Here is a 13,897-nt window from a genome sequence, read left to right on the forward strand (position 1 = left end):
GCGAGGCGGCGCAGGTACTACCGGACGGATCGTCCATCGAGGGGGAGTGTCACTCCTCTGGTCGGTGCGGTACAGGTCGTGCCGGGGGCAGGATTGAAGTTTTGCCCCACTTTTACCAGCGTAGACCATATCGGCGCGACGGTAGGAAGCGTGTTCGGACCCGCCGGGGCCCCGGGCCAGGGTTCGGGGGTCCGGAATCCGGGGGTGCGGGCGTCGCGGGATCCGGGGGTGCGGGCGTCGCGGGGTCCGGGGGTGCGGGCGTCCGGGGTCAGGCCCGGGCGTGGTGCTCGACCAGGTCGCGCAGCGCACGGGCGTCCGCGATCGCCCGGTCCTTGCCGACGCCGGACTGGATGCCGACCGCGGCCAGCGAGGTGCCGTCGGCGAGGTCGAGGGTGGCCCACGGGTCGCCCTGGCGGAAGTTGACCCGGACGATCTCCGGCCAGGCCAGCCGACGGCTGCGGACGAAGTTGACCACCGTCACGCCCTCGGCGTCCGCGCTCACCCGGGGGCGGGCCAGCATCAGGCCGACGGCGGCGAACAGCACGCCGCTGGCGACCATCATGATCCGGTCGTTGAGCTGCCAGTTCGCCGGGAGCAGCACGGCCAGCACCACGAACAGGGCCACGAGCACGGCGCAGACCGGCAGCAGCACCGCGCGGGTGCGCCGGGGCGCCCAGGTGACGGGGAACTCGACGGGCGGCGTGGACACGTGGGGTCTCCGGTGGCTCTGGATCGTGGCGGTCGTGGCGGTCGTGGCAGTCATGACGGCCGTGGCGGTGGGACGGCGGGACGGCGAAGGGGCGGGGACGCCGACCGGCGTCCCCGCCCCTATTGAACCGTTCTTTACTCTCTGGCGTGCAAGCAGGTCAGAGGCGGCAGGCGTGGATGTTGGTGACCAGGATCGCCCGGGCGCCGATGCCCCACAGGTCGTCCATGATCTGCTGGGCCTCCTTGCGGAGCACCATCGACCGGACGGCCACCCAGCCCTCGGTGTGCAGCGGGGAGACGGTCGGCGACTCCAGACCGGGGGTGAGCGCCACGGCGGCGCCGACCTTCTCGGCCCGGATGTCGTAGTCCATCAGCACGTAGCGGCGGGCCACCAGCACGCCCTGGAGACGGCGCAGGAACTGCTCCACCCGGGCGTCCTCGCCCGCGCCCTTGGGGCGGATCACCACGGAGTCCGAGATCAGGATCGGCTCGCCGAAGACCTCCAGGCCGGCGTTGCGCAGGCTGGTCCCGGTCTCCACCACGTCGGCGATCACGTCGGCGACGCCCAGCTGCACGGCGGTCTCGACCGCGCCGTCCAGCTTGGTGACCGTCGCCGTCACGCCGTGGTCCGCCAGGTGCTGCTCGACCAGGCCGGTGTAGGAGGTCGCGATCCGCAGCCCCTCCAGGCCCTGCACGTCCTTGACGTCCACGCCCTCGGGGCGGGCGAAGCGGAAGGTCGACCCGGCGAAGCCGAGGGCGAGCACCTCCTCCGCGTTGGAGTGCGAGTCCAGCAGCAGGTCGCGGCCGGTGATGCCGACGTCGAGGCGGCCGGAGCCGACGTACACGGCGATGTCGCGCGGGCGGAGGAAGAAGAACTCGACCTCGTTGGCCGGGTCGACGAGGACGAGCTCCTTCGGGTCCTTCCGCTGGCGGTAGCCGGCCTCATGGAGCATCTCCGCCGCGGGACCCGAGAGCGAACCCTTGTTGGGGACGGCGATGCGCAGCATGGGAAGTCGGTTCCTTACCTGTTCGGTGGAGGGGTGCTGTCGGGAGCGGTTCAGAGGTACTTGTACACGTCGTCGAGCGTCAGCCCGCGGGCGATCATCATCACCTGAAGGTGGTAGAGGAGTTGCGAGATCTCCTCCGCCGTCTGCTCGTCCGACTGGAACTCGGCGGCCATCCAGACCTCGGCGGCCTCCTCGACGACCTTCTTGCCGATCGCATGGACGCCCTGCTGGACGAGCTGCGCGGTACGGGAGGACGAGGGGTCGCCGGTGGCGGCCTTCTGCTGGAGCTCGGAGAAGAGCTCCTCGAATGTCTTCGAAGCCATGATGGGACTCACCATACGGCGTGCGGGGTGGCGGACGGTAAACGGTCCCGGAGCGTGGACAGTCCTGTGGACGTCCACGCTCCGGGACCGGACGGCCTGCCGTCAGCGGGCGTCGCGCAGGGCGACGGCGGTGGCGACGGCGGCGGTGACGGCCTCGTGGCCCTTGTCCTCGGCGGAGCCCGGCAGACCGGCCCGGTCCAGCGCCTGCTCCTCGTTGTCGCAGGTCAGCACGCCGAAGCCGACCGGGACGCCGGTGTCCACGCTGACCTGGGTCAGGCCGACGGTGGCCGCCTGGCAGACGTAGTCGAAGTGCGGGGTGCCGCCGCGGATCACCACGCCGAGGGCGATCACGGCGTCGTAGCCGCGGTCGGCGAGGCGCTTGGCCGCGACCGGCAGCTCGAAGGTGCCCGGGACGCGCAGCACGGTCGGCTCGGCGACGCCCAGCTCCTTGAGCGCCCGGTGGGCGCCGTCCAGCAGGCCGTTCATCACCTTGTCGTGCCACTGGGCGGCGATGACCGCGACCTTGAGGTCGGCGGCGCCGTCGATGGTCAGCTCGGGGGCTCCGTGGCCGCTCATGTCTTCCTACTTCCTGTGGTCGGTGGGTGGTTCAGTGGTTCAGGAGCCGAGCCCGGGCAGGTCGTGGCCCATCCGGTCGCGCTTGGTACGCAGGTAGCGAAGGTTGTGCTCACCGGGCGCGATCTCGACCGCCTCGCGCCCCTTGACCTTGAGCCCGTGGTCGGTGAGCGCGGTCTGCTTCCGCGGGTTGTTGGTCATCAGGGTGAGCGAGCGGACCCCGAGGTCCACCAGCATCTGCGCCGCGATGCTGTAGTCGCGGGCGTCCGCGGGCAGCCCCAGGTCCAGGTTGGCGTCGACGGTGTCGCGCCCCTGCTCCTGCAGCTCGTACGCGCGCAGCTTGTGGGCCAGGCCGATCCCCCGGCCCTCGTGGCCGCGCAGGTAGAGCACCACGCCGCGGCCGGACTCGGCGACCCGCCGGAGCGAGGCCTCCAGCTGCGGACCGCAGTCGCAGCGCAGCGAGCCGAGGACGTCGCCGGTCAGGCACTCGGAGTGCACCCGCACCAGCACGTCCTCACCGTCCGGCAGTCGGCCGTCCTCGCCGAGGCCGCCGGCCACCAGCGCGATGTGCTCGACGCCGTCGAGGGTGCCCCGGTAGCCGACCGCGGTGAACTCGCCGTGCACGGTGGGCAGGGCGGTGGTCGCGGCCCGGTCGACGTGCAGCTCGGTGCGGCGGCGGTAGGCGATCAGGTCCTCGATGGAGATGATCGCCAGGCCGTGCTCGCGGGCGAAGGCGACCAGCTCGGGCAGCCGGGCCATGGTGCCGTCGTCGTTGACCACCTCGACGCACACGCCGGCCGGCGGCAGCCCGGCGAGCCGGGCCAGGTCGACGGTGGCCTCGGTGTGCCCGGGGCGGACCAGCACGCCGCCGTCGACGGCGCGCAGCGGGAAGACGTGGCCCGGGCGGGTCAGGTCCCCCGGCTCGGTGCCGGGCGAGGCCAGCAGGCGGACGGTGCGGGCGCGGTCGGCGGCGGAGATGCCGGTGTCCACGCCCTCGCGGGCGTCCACCGAGACGGTGTAGGCGGTGCCCTTGCGGTCCTCGTTGACCTGGGTCATCGGCGGGAGCTTGAGGCGGTCCAGCTCCTCACCGGTCATCGGGGTGCAGATCACGCCGGAGCTGTAGCGGATGGTGAAGGCCATCAGCTCGGGGGTCGCGGCGGAGGCGGCGAAGATGAAGTCGCCCTCGTTCTCGCGGTCCTCGTCGTCGACCACGATCACCGCGCGGCCGGCCGCGATGTCGGCGATCGCCCGCTCGACCGGGTCGAGGACGAACTCCTCGGCGCCGCTGCCGCCGTCGATGCCGGGTCGGGTGCCGGGCTCGTCGCCGGGCCGGATCTGGTTCTCGGTCATGCCGTGACTCCCTGCGGGACGTTGGCGGAGGTGGCTCGCGGCTCACGGGTGCTCAGCCACCAGGACCGCAGGCCGAGCAGCACCAGGACGAAGTAGACGGAGTAGGTGAGGCCCGAGAAGGTGTAACCGCTGTTGAAGGCGAACGGGACGCCGACCGCGTCGACCGCGATCCAGGCGAACCAGAACTCCAGCCAGCCGCGTGCCTGGGCCACCATCGCGGCGAGCGTGCCGACGAAGATGTAGGCGTCCGACCAGGGGCTCCAGGACAGTTCGGGGTAGGCCGTGAACAGCAGCGCCAGGGCGACCGTGCCGACCGCGGTGCCGGCCACCAGGGCGGCCCGCTCGGGCCAACTGGCGAACCGCACCGAGATGGTGCCGGTGTCACGGCGCCCGCGCCGCCACTGCGCCCAACCCCAGGCGGCGGTGACGATGACGATCAGCTGCTTGCCGATCAGACCGGGGACGTGGCCCCCGAGGTAGGCGGCGATCAGCACGACGCCGGACAGGAGTTGGACCGGCCAGCTCCACACCGAACGGCGCCAGCCGAGCGCCAGGCCGCCGAAGCCGAACAGGTTGCCGATCATGTCGGCCCACTTCACGTGTTCACCGAGGACGGTGAACGCCTCTCCGCTGAGCCAGCTCATTCCTTGTCCCCCGTGCTGTGCGTGATCTGCGTGATGTGTGCGGTGTCCGCGGTGTCTGTGGTGTCTGTGGTGTCCGCGGCGTGCGTGGCCCGTGCGGCCGGTGCGGTGTGCGGAAGGTTCGGGAGGGTGCGCGATTCGAGCAGCCGCTCCACGTACTTGGCGAGCACGTCCACCTCGAGGTTGACGCTCTCCCCGAGGGTCTTGGCGCCGAGCGTGGTCAGTGCGAGGGTGGCCGGGATGAGGCTGACGGTGAAGCTGTCGCGGGCCGCCTCCACCACGGTGAGGCTGACGCCGTCGACCGTGATCGAGCCCTTCTCCACCAGATAGCGGGAGATGGACTCCGGCAGCGAGAAGCGCAGCACCTCCCAGCGCAGGTTGCCGGCCGCGTCGCGCTCGCCGGGCTCGCGGCTCAACAGCCGCCCGGTGGCGTCGACATGGCCCTGGACCAGGTGCCCGCCGAGCCTGGCGCCGAGCGCCATCGCGCGCTCCAGGTTGACCGGGGAGCCGGGCTTCAACTCGCCCAGGCTGGAACGGTGCAGCGTCTCGGCCATCACGTCGGCGCTGAACTCGCCGACCTCGGCGGCCAGTTCCTCAGCACTGTCGACCACGGTCAGACAGACGCCGTTGACCGCGATGGAGTCGCCGTGACGCGCACCGACACGAACCACCGGGCCACGGAGGCGGATTCGCGAGGAGTCGCCGATCTCCTCGATCGACACGACCTCGCCGAGCTCTTCGATGATGCCGGTGAACACCCGGGTCTCCTCGCGCTTGGGGCGCGGACTCCGGGGCGGCAGAGGGAGATGACAAACGGACGGGCACCGGTGCACGGGGCTGCCGACACGACCCGTCGCCGGGATGCCGGAACCGCCGGGAGATCGCTCACCCGACCCGGGAGACACCTCTCCCGCCGTTCACCTGACCGTGGTCCGGTCCGGTTCGTGATGGACCACGGGTACTGCTCTTCGTCCGCCCGCGCACGCCTCCCATCCGGACTTTAACCGTCGGTCCAGGAATTTCACCTGGTCAACCGGCCGCTGGCTGCGGACGGGTCGCGGACTGTAACCGCCGGTTCGGATTTTCACCGACCCCGGAGTGCGCTGAACGTCACTGCTGATGACGTCATTGTGCCACGCGGGGCGCGAGCCGAGGGAGAGGGTTCCGCTGTGGCCTGTTTCACGGCCCCGCGGGGAATGCGCGGTGGGTCCGGTACGGCGCCGGTGGCGCCGCCGTGCGCGCAGGGTGACCCTGGTGGTGGGGCCGGAAGGCCGGCGGGGTCTGCGGAGTTCGCGGGATCCGCGCGGTTCGCAGGACTCGCAGCGTTCGGAAGGTTCTGAAAGTTCGCGGGGTTCGCGGAGTTCGCAAGGTACGGAGGCGAGCACGATGAAGTTCATGGACGTCCACCACGGGATGGTCGGGATCACGCCGGAGCAGCTCAGGGCGGCCCACACGGCCGACCTGGCGGTCGAGGGCGAGGAAGGCGTGCACTTCGAGCAGGCCTGGGCGGACCCCGAGTCCGGCACGGTGTACTGCCTGTCCGAGGCGCCGTCCAGGGAGGCGGTGCAGCGGGTCCACGAACGGACCGGGCACCCGGCGGCCGAGATCCACTCGGTGCCGTTCTCGGTGTGACCGTCCGGTATGACCGTCCGGTATGACCGTCTCGGTGTGAGCGTTCCGGGGCCTTCGGCCCCGGCCGGGCTCAGAGCGTGGCGGGTGCGGCGATCGGCGTGAAGTGGGTGACCTCCGGGGGGTGCACGAGGTAGTGCAACTCGCCCTCCGACCAGACCGGCCGGATCCGCCACATCGGCCCGGCGTACCCCCGCAGGGCCTCCTCGTCGCGCCAGCGGCTGACCACGAGCACCCGGTGCCCGTCCTCGGTCACCGAGCGCAACAGCTCACCGCCGAGGCACCCGTCCGTCCGCCCCAACTGCGGGATCACCTGGCCGACCAGGTGCGCGCAGAACTCCTCGATGCGATCGGCCGTGACCTGCCCGGCCCAAATTCTGATGATCACGGCCACCACCTCCGGCTGGCTGGAGTCCCTGGCCCCATTATCAGCGGAAAACCGCTGGTGGGGAGGGATGGAGCGACTCTTTCACGGAGAGTTGAGGAAGCCGGGAGACGGGGCGCGGGAAGAGCCCTCCGTTAGATTCCCGGTATGACCCTCACACCGGAAGCTCCCGCACCGTCAACCCCCGCTCCGGACGCGCCGAACAGCCTGTTCGCCGCCCTCAGCGCGCGTGCCCTCACCGAGCCGGCCCAGCTGCGTGAGGTCTACGAGCAGCCCGGCGACCACGCGCGCCGCAAGCAGGTGGACCACCTCCACGAGGTCGCCCAGCGCCTCATCGCCTGCGCCTCGCTGGTGTTCGTGGCCAGCTCCGACGCGGCCGGCCGCTGCGACGTCTCCCCGCGCGGCGGCCCGGCCGGGGTCGTCTCGGTGCTCGACGAGCACACCCTGGCCATTCCGGACGCCACCGGCAACAAACGCCTGGACACCCTGCACAACATCCTGGAGAACGGCCGGGTCGGACTGCTCTTCGTCGTCCCGGGGCGGGACACCACGCTGCGGGTCAACGGGCGGGCCTGCATCTCCACCGACCCGGAGCTGCTGCGGCAGCTGACGGCCGTCGGCAAGCCCCCGCGCAGCGCGATCGTGGTGGCCGTGGAGGAGGTGTACGCGCACTGCCCGAAGTCGCTCATGCGGGGCTCGGCCTGGAAGCCGGAGAACTGGCTGGCGAAGGACGCCCAGCCGACGTCGGCGGAGGTCACGCTGTCGCACCTGAGGGACGACTCGCTGACCATCGACATGATCGAGCAGACGGAGCGGGAGGCGCTCCTGTACCGGTACGAGTAGGCGCGGCGCCGGTACGAGTGGCGCGGCGCGGGTACGAGTGGGCGCCGGTACGAGTGGGCGCGGGCGCCGGTGGGCCCCGCCACCGGTCCGGGTGGACCGGCCGCGGGGCCCTCGCTCGCCCCGGCCCGGGTCAGGCGGCCTTCGGGACGTCGACCACCGCCGCGCCGTCGGCGGCCCGTTGGACGGCCTCGACGCCCTTGTGGGCGGCGTCCTTGCTGACGTAGCCCTGGCCGGTCGCGACGATCTCGCCGTTGCCCGCCTTGAGCCGGAACCGGTACTTGCCGCCGGTGTCCTCGTAGACCTCGAACTTGCCCGACATCCGGGCCACCTCCTCGTGCGGCACGGGTGCGCCGCGTCGATCCGTCCCCCTCCCCCTCGCAGTACCGTGCGCCCGGTGCGGGCACGGGCGCACCCGGTCGGCCGCCGGACGGGTGACGCCGGGCCGACCCGGGTTTGCGGGGGTGCCGGGGAGGCCGCCGGTGGTTTGAATGGACGGATGGACTGCGTGTTCTGTGCGGTGGTGGCGGGCGAGGAACCGGCGCACCGGGTGCTGGACGACGCGGCGGCGGTGGCCTTCCTGGACCGCCGGCCGCTGTTCCCCGGTCACGTGCTGGTCGTGCCGCGCGCCCACCACCGGACCCTGGCGGACCTGCCCCCCGAGGAGGTCGGGCCGTTCTTCCTGCGGGTGCAGCGGGTGGCGGCGGCGGTGGAGCGGGGGCTGGGCGCGGCGGGCAGCTTCGTGGCGGCGAACAACCGGATCAGCCAGTCGGTGCCGCACCTGCACGTCCACGTGGTGCCGCGCAATCCCAAGGACGGGCTGCGCGGGTTCTTCTGGCCGCGGGGGAAGTACCCGGACGAGGCGGGGGCGGCGGAGGTGGCGGCGCGGCTGCGGGCGGCGCTGGAGGAGGGGTAGGGGCGGCGGGGGGGTAGGGGCGGCGGGGGTTTTCGGCGTTCGACCGGGCATTTCGACCGGGCTCTTCTGTCGGGCACTTCGGCCGGACCTCTTGACAGGTATAGACCACTCCGCTTGAGTCGGTGTCGGCCCCGTACCGGCCCGCACCCCGGTCGGCCGTCCCCCACGACGCGCCCCCGCACGGGCCACGGCTCCCCTGCCCCACCAGGTCCCGGTCCCGACGACGTGCGGCCCCCACCGCACAAGGGGTGATGACGTGTCAGTCAAACGCCTGCTCGCGCTGCTGTCCGCCGTGGTCACGGCGCTCGCGCTCGCGGTGCTCCTCCCGGCCTCCGCCAGCGCCGCCGCCTGCGGCACCGCGTGGAGCGCGACCGCCGTGTACACCGGCGGCGCCGCCGTCTCGTACAACAGCCACAACTGGACCGCCAAGTGGTGGACCCAGAACGAACCGCCGAGCACCGGGGGCTCCGGGGTCTGGTCCGACCAGGGCCCCTGCGGCGGCCCCACCGACCCCGGCCCGACCCCCACACCGACCCCGAACCCGGGCGGATTCCCGGTCAGCCAGGCCCAGTTCGACCGGATGTTCCCGAACCGGAACCCCTTCTACACCTACCAGGGCCTGCTCGACGCCACCAGCGCCTACCCCGGCTTCGCGGCCACCGGCAGCGACACCGTACGGAACCAGGAGGCCGCGGCCTTCCTCGCCAACGTCAGCCACGAGACCGGCGGGCTGGTCTACGTGGTCGAGCAGGACACCTCCAACTACCCGCACTACTGCGACACTTCGCAGCCGTACGGGTGCCCGGCCGGGCAGTCCGCGTACTACGGGCGCGGACCGATCCAGCTCAGCTGGAACTTCAACTACAAGGCGGCGGGCGACGCTCTCGGCATCGACCTGCTGCACAACCCGGACCTGATGCAGACCGACCCGGCGGTGGCCTGGAAGACCGGCCTCTGGTACTGGAACACCCAGAACGGTCCCGGCACCATGACCGCGCACGACGCGATGGTCAACGGGAAGGGCTTCGGCGAGACGATCCGCAGCATCAACGGCGCGCTGGAGTGCAACGGCAACAACACCGCGCAGATGCAGCACCGGATCAGCCTGTACCAGAGCTTCGTCCAGATCCTCGGCACCGTGCCCGGGGGCAACCTGAGCTGCTGACGGGCCCAGGGTCCGTCCTCGAACTCCCGTCGTCCGCCCGGAGGGCGGGAGCTCGAAGCCGGGCCCTAAGGTCGGGGCATGAACGAACTCGCGCGCCTCGTGCAGCAGACCTCCGACCGGGTGACGGGGCGGTGCGTCGGTGTGGTGGTCGCCGGGGTGGCCGGTGGCGCCGTGGAGATCCGCGGTGCCGGGCGGACGGGTCCGGGGGGCGAAGTGCCCGGGGCCCGGACGTTGTTCGACGTCGGCTCCGTCACCAAGGTGTTCACCGCGCTCGCGCTCGCGCGGCTGGCGCTCGACGGCACGGTGCGCCTCGACGAGCCGCTCGCGGAGGTGCTGCCCCGCTCTACGGCCGTCCCGTCCCGGGGCGGGGAGGCGATCACGCTCCGGCACCTCGCCACCCACACCTCAGGACTCCCCCGGCTGCCCCGGGGCGTGCTGCTGCGCGCGCTGCTGCGGCCCGACCGGGCGGACCCGTACGCCCATTGCACCGCCGAGCGAATACTCTCCGGGCTCGGGCGGACCCGGTTGCGTTCCGCCCCCGGGCGCAACTTCCGCTACTCCAACCTCGGCGCCGGGCTGCTCGGGCTGGCCCTCGCCCACCGGGCCGGCACCACGTACGGGGAGCTGGTGGACCGCGAGGTCTGCGCACCGCTGGGGCTGACGGACACCTGCCTGCGGCCGGACGCCGACCAGTCCGCCCGGCTGGCGTCCGGCCACGCGCCGACCGGGCGCCCGGTGCCGTCCTGGGAGTTCGCGGCGCTCCCCGGCATGGGCGGGCTCCGCTCGACGGCGGCCGACCTCGCGGCGTTCCTGCGGGCGCAGTTGGCGGCCGAGGGCGAGCCGGACGCACCGCTGGCGCCGGCGATGCTGCTCACCCGGGAGACCAGGCACCGGGTCAACCCCTTCGCCTGGACGCACCTCGGCTGGCTCGGCCACCGGCTGCACGCCCAGCAGGGCAGGCACCTGCAATTGTGGCACAACGGGGGGACGGGTGGATCCGCCTCCTTCCTCGCGTTCGACCCGGAGCGGCAGGTGGGGGTGGTGGTGCTGGCCAACTCCCGGCGGTCGGTGGACGAGGCGGGCACGGCGCTGCTGCGGCGGCTGCAGGTGGGGCTCGGCACGGGCGGGCTCGGCACGGGCGGGCGCTGACGGGCGGGCTCGGCACGGGCGGGCGCTGACGGGCGGGCTCGGCACGGGCGGGCGCTGACGGGCGGGGCCTCCCCCGCTGCCGCGACCGCCTCCTGCCGCCTCCTGCACCTCGCCTCCCCCGCCGACCGGCGCTTCGGTCGCCCCTGCCGAACGGCACCCCCTGCTGCCGGACACGCTCCGGCTGTTTCGGGCCAAAGGGTGTCGATTGGCACTGTTCCGGAGGGTGGTGGGCGATCGATCCTGGTGGTCCGACATCCGGGAGTCGTAGTTCCGGTTGGGGAGACCGTCGAGGGCGAGGAGGGCGAAGTGGCGATGCTGTGGTCGCCCGGGTGGGCGTGGCCGTTCGTGGAGAACGGACAGGGCCGTCGCAGGTCGGCCGGTCCGCTCGGGCCGGTGGTGCAGGTGCACCGGGCGTTCCGGCCGGTCCCGTGGCGGGCGCGGACATGGCTGGACACCGTGGCGGCGGTCCTGGCACTGGTGGTCTGCCTGGCGTTCGGCGAGTGGTGGCCGGCCCCCGTGGTGGCGGCCGCGGCGGTGCTGGCCGCGAACGGGTACGGCGCCCTACGGTCCGCGCCCGGGCTACGCGCCGTACGGGTCCATGAGGGCGGGCTGGCACTGGTCGGGGCGGGCGCCGGCGAGCGGCTGCTGCCGTGGGCGGGCATCGAAGCCGTCGAGCACTCCCCCGCCTCCGCCAGGTTCCCCGGCTTCCCCGGCGGGCGGCGGCGGGAGCCCGAGCGGATCCGAATATGGCCCGTCGGCGCGGCCGAGCCCCTGGTGCTGGCCCACCTGCACGGGCTGGAGGGCTTGGCGCGGGAGGCGGACGAGTTCCTGTCCCCGCACCTCCGGGCCGCACTGCACGAGGCGCTGCGCAGCGAGGGGAGCGTCCGGTTCGCCCGGGGGCGGCTGACGGTGACGGCCGGCGGGCTGGTGCACCGACCTCCGCACCCCCTGGTCGCGGCGGAGGCGTACCGGTGGGCGGAGGTGCACTCGGCCCGGGCGTCAGGCCTCGGCGAGCTGGAACTCCGGACACGGTCGGCGGGCCTGCCGCTCACCCTCCCGGTGCCCAACGCCCGTGCGGCGGCGGACTTCCTGGAGGCCGTCCGGGCCGGGGCCCGGGTCACCTTGGCGGACGCCTAGGTCTACCCTGGAGGCGGTCGGCTGGCGCAGACCGGCACCGGGCGGATCCGGCGGGCTCGTGCGGGCCCGACCGATCATCCCCTAGGGGCTACCGGGGGTCCGTCCCGCAAGGGATCAGTACATCGCTGAGTGGACGTCAGTTCGCCTGCCCGCGACCTACCGTCGCTCGTATGAGCCGACACACGAGCCGACTTCGCACCACCGCCGCGGTCGCGGCCCTGCTGCTCGCGGTGCCCCTGTCCGTCGCAGCGGCGGCACCGGCCCTGGCCGCACCCGCCGCGCCGGTCGCCGCCACTGCTGGCACCGCCGGCACGGCGAGCGCCGTCCACCTCGAACTCCCGCGCCCGACCGGGCCGTTCGCGGTCGGGCAGGAGGTCCTGCACCTGGTCGACGAGAACCGCCCGGACCCATGGGTGCCCTCCGCCGGGCCGCGCCAACTGATGGTCACGATGTACTACCCCGCCCACGCCGGGACGGGCAGCCCGGCCCCGTACATGACCGCCGCGGCCGCCCGGCTGCTGCTGGACGCCAAGCTCCCGGGCAACACCGTCCCGGCCGAGGCGGTGGCCGACACCCGGACCTGGTCCAGGACGGACGCCCGCCCCCAGGGCGGCCACTACCCGCTGGTGGTCCTCTCCCCCGGCTTCACCATGCCGCGCGCCTCGCTCAGCAGCCTCGCCGAGGACCTGGGCAGCCGCGGCTACGTGGTGGCCCTGGTCGACCACACCTACGAGAACACCGGCACCACCTTCCCGGACGGGCAGACGCTGCCCTGCGTGGAGTGCGGCCGGCTCACCACCCCCGAGGCCTGGAAGGGCCTGGACGAGAGCCGGGCGAAGGACGCCTCCTTCGTCATCGACCAGCTGACCGCCCGCCCCCACCCGGCCTGGCGCTACGCCCGCATGATCGACCGCGACCGGATCGGCATGGCCGGGCACTCCGCCGGTGGCGCGGCCAGCGTCCCGGCGCTGGTGACCGACGACCGGATCCGGGCGGGGGTGGATCTGGACGGCAGCATGGACTACGAGGTGCCCGAGTCCGGAATCGGCGGCAAGCCCTACCTGATGATCGGCCACCCGCTGCCCGACGGTGCCGAGGACACCAGCTGGACCGACAGCTGGCCCCGGCTCGACGGCTGGAAGCGGTGGCTGACCGTCGACGGCACCGACCACGGCAGCTTCACCGACTACCCGCTCTTCCTCAAGGCGCTCGGCGCGCCCCAGCCTCCGGGGACCACCGTCACGGGGCAGCGCGCCGTCGAGCTCACCCGCCGGTACGTCGGGGCGTTCTTCGACCTCCAGTTGAAGGGCATCGACCAGCCGCTGCTCGACGGACCGACCGCCGCCGACCCGGAGGTCCGCTTCCACTCCTGACCGGGCGCACCCGAGGGGCCGTCGGCACGCTGCCGGCGGCCCCTTCGGCTCTGTGCCCACCGCCCGGGGGCCCGGGGGGCTCCGCTACGCGGCGGAGGCGGCGGCTGCCGAGGCGATCGGTTCGAGCAGCGGGTGCGGGCGGACCAGGGCGCGGGAGACCGCGTCCTCGCGGTGACCGTCGGCCTGGGCCGGGTTGGGGCGCATGGTGACCTCGGCCGGGGGGACGGGCCCGCCGCCGCAGCCGGGGCAGGCGCCGATGAGGTCGAGGTCGGTGCCGCAGGCGCGGTGCGCGAACAGGTGGTGCGGGCCGCCCGGGGTCGCGTGCCGGCCGCCCCAGCGGCTCAACTGGTAGAGCGGGCCCCAGAGTTCGAGGCCGGTCTCGGTGAGCAGGTAGCCGTGGCGCAGCGGCGCCTGCTGGTACGGCTCCTTGCGCAGCACCCCCGCCGCGACCAGGGCGTTGAGTCGCGCGGTGAGGACGGCTCGCGGGATGCCCAGGTGGACGAGGAAGTCGTTGAAGCGCTGCACGCCGTAGAACGCGTCGCGGACGATCAACAGGCTCCAGCGCTCGCCGACCACCTCCAGGGCGCGGGCCAGTGCGCAGTCCTGCAGTTCGTAGTCCGTTCCCAGCGCCATGCGGGCCAGCGTAGTCCACGGCCGATGTGGGTTCAATGAACAGACTTTCGGTGGTAGCGTCCCACTCA

17 protein-coding genes and 1 riboswitch are annotated in these 13,897 nt (G+C 73.0%); of the genes, 7 read left to right on the forward strand and 10 right to left on the reverse strand.

The genetic code is table 11. From position 1 onward, the window contains the following. Positions 1-268: 268 nt before the first annotated feature. The 7 genes from ACFXOZ_RS06395 to ACFXOZ_RS06425 all read right to left on the reverse strand — a co-directional run bounded on the left by ACFXOZ_RS06395 (position 269) and on the right by ACFXOZ_RS06425 (position 5,360). The gene (locus tag ACFXOZ_RS06395; protein ID WP_380521394.1) at positions 269-709 is read right to left on the reverse strand and encodes a PH domain-containing protein; all 441 of its coding nucleotides are present in this window, start codon (positions 707-709) and stop codon (positions 269-271) included. A gap of 157 nt (positions 710-866) precedes the next feature. Further along, complete coding sequence (gene hisG / locus ACFXOZ_RS06400) at positions 867-1,715, reverse strand: ATP phosphoribosyltransferase (protein ID WP_375883914.1); 849 nt, start codon at positions 1,713-1,715, stop codon at positions 867-869. A 50-nt stretch (positions 1,716-1,765) separates the two neighbouring features. Then, a complete protein-coding gene (locus ACFXOZ_RS06405) occupies positions 1,766-2,038 on the reverse strand; it encodes a phosphoribosyl-ATP diphosphatase (RefSeq protein WP_363567577.1) in 273 nt (90 codons plus the stop codon). 102 nt (positions 2,039-2,140) lie between these two features. Further along, positions 2,141-2,614, reverse strand: coding sequence for a 6,7-dimethyl-8-ribityllumazine synthase (gene ribH / locus ACFXOZ_RS06410; RefSeq protein WP_375883911.1), 474 nt, complete (start codon positions 2,612-2,614; stop codon positions 2,141-2,143). A gap of 39 nt (positions 2,615-2,653) precedes the next feature. Beyond that, entirely contained in the window at positions 2,654-3,961 is a 1,308-nt protein-coding gene (locus ACFXOZ_RS06415) for a bifunctional 3,4-dihydroxy-2-butanone-4-phosphate synthase/GTP cyclohydrolase II (protein ID WP_380521397.1), read from the reverse strand. Next, complete coding sequence (locus ACFXOZ_RS06420) at positions 3,958-4,605, reverse strand: nicotinamide riboside transporter PnuC (protein WP_375883906.1); 648 nt, start codon at positions 4,603-4,605, stop codon at positions 3,958-3,960. Before ACFXOZ_RS06420 ends, ACFXOZ_RS06415 begins: the two co-directional genes overlap by 4 nt. Beyond that, positions 4,602-5,360, reverse strand: coding sequence for a riboflavin synthase (locus tag ACFXOZ_RS06425; RefSeq protein ID WP_380587894.1), 759 nt, complete (start codon positions 5,358-5,360; stop codon positions 4,602-4,604). Before ACFXOZ_RS06425 ends, ACFXOZ_RS06420 begins: the two co-directional genes overlap by 4 nt. A gap of 219 nt (positions 5,361-5,579) precedes the next feature. Continuing rightward, a riboswitch (FMN riboswitch) is annotated at positions 5,580-5,707 on the reverse strand. 281 nt (positions 5,708-5,988) lie between these two features. Between ACFXOZ_RS06425 and ACFXOZ_RS06430 the strand changes: the two genes are divergently transcribed. After that, positions 5,989-6,234: an SCO4226 family nickel-binding protein gene (locus tag ACFXOZ_RS06430; RefSeq protein WP_375883903.1), complete on the forward strand. Its 246-nt coding sequence runs from the start codon at positions 5,989-5,991 to the stop codon at positions 6,232-6,234. Between the two features lie 70 nt (positions 6,235-6,304). Here the strand turns inward: ACFXOZ_RS06430 and ACFXOZ_RS06435 are convergent, their stop codons facing one another. Further along, complete coding sequence (locus ACFXOZ_RS06435) at positions 6,305-6,619, reverse strand: antibiotic biosynthesis monooxygenase family protein (RefSeq protein ID WP_375883900.1); 315 nt, start codon at positions 6,617-6,619, stop codon at positions 6,305-6,307. A 144-nt stretch (positions 6,620-6,763) separates the two neighbouring features. Between ACFXOZ_RS06435 and ACFXOZ_RS06440 the strand changes: the two genes are divergently transcribed. Next, a complete protein-coding gene (locus tag ACFXOZ_RS06440; protein WP_380521405.1) occupies positions 6,764-7,459 on the forward strand; it encodes an MSMEG_1061 family FMN-dependent PPOX-type flavoprotein in 696 nt (231 codons plus the stop codon). Between the two features lie 130 nt (positions 7,460-7,589). Here ACFXOZ_RS06440 and ACFXOZ_RS06445 read toward each other — a convergent pair whose 3' ends face one another. Beyond that, the gene (locus ACFXOZ_RS06445; RefSeq protein ID WP_375883894.1) at positions 7,590-7,778 is read right to left on the reverse strand and encodes a YegP family protein; all 189 of its coding nucleotides are present in this window, start codon (positions 7,776-7,778) and stop codon (positions 7,590-7,592) included. 177 nt (positions 7,779-7,955) lie between these two features. Here ACFXOZ_RS06445 and ACFXOZ_RS06450 point away from each other — a divergent pair, with 177 nt between their 5' ends. The 5 genes from ACFXOZ_RS06450 to ACFXOZ_RS06470 all read left to right on the forward strand — a co-directional run bounded on the left by ACFXOZ_RS06450 (position 7,956) and on the right by ACFXOZ_RS06470 (position 13,196). After that, entirely contained in the window at positions 7,956-8,372 is a 417-nt protein-coding gene (locus ACFXOZ_RS06450) for an HIT family protein (RefSeq protein ID WP_380521409.1), read from the forward strand. Positions 8,373-8,628: 256 nt separating this feature from the next. After that, complete coding sequence (locus tag ACFXOZ_RS06455; protein ID WP_380587898.1) at positions 8,629-9,537, forward strand: glycoside hydrolase family 19 protein; 909 nt, start codon at positions 8,629-8,631, stop codon at positions 9,535-9,537. 78 nt (positions 9,538-9,615) lie between these two features. Then, positions 9,616-10,686, forward strand: a complete 1,071-nt coding sequence (locus ACFXOZ_RS06460) for a serine hydrolase domain-containing protein (RefSeq protein ID WP_380587901.1) — start codon at positions 9,616-9,618, stop codon at positions 10,684-10,686. A 306-nt stretch (positions 10,687-10,992) separates the two neighbouring features. Further along, positions 10,993-11,823 (forward strand): hypothetical protein, encoded by an 831-nt coding sequence (locus ACFXOZ_RS06465; protein WP_380521414.1) that lies wholly within the window; start codon positions 10,993-10,995, stop codon positions 11,821-11,823. Positions 11,824-11,993: 170 nt separating this feature from the next. Beyond that, complete coding sequence (locus ACFXOZ_RS06470; RefSeq protein ID WP_380587904.1) at positions 11,994-13,196, forward strand: alpha/beta hydrolase family protein; 1,203 nt, start codon at positions 11,994-11,996, stop codon at positions 13,194-13,196. An 84-nt stretch (positions 13,197-13,280) separates the two neighbouring features. Here ACFXOZ_RS06470 and ACFXOZ_RS06475 read toward each other — a convergent pair whose 3' ends face one another. After that, positions 13,281-13,829, reverse strand: coding sequence for a winged helix-turn-helix transcriptional regulator (locus ACFXOZ_RS06475; protein WP_380587907.1), 549 nt, complete (start codon positions 13,827-13,829; stop codon positions 13,281-13,283). Positions 13,830-13,897 lie beyond the last annotated feature (68 nt).

Origin of the sequence: Kitasatospora sp. NPDC059160 (genome assembly GCF_042755465.1) — a bacterium.
GTDB lineage: Bacteria > Actinomycetota > Actinomycetes > Streptomycetales > Streptomycetaceae > Kitasatospora.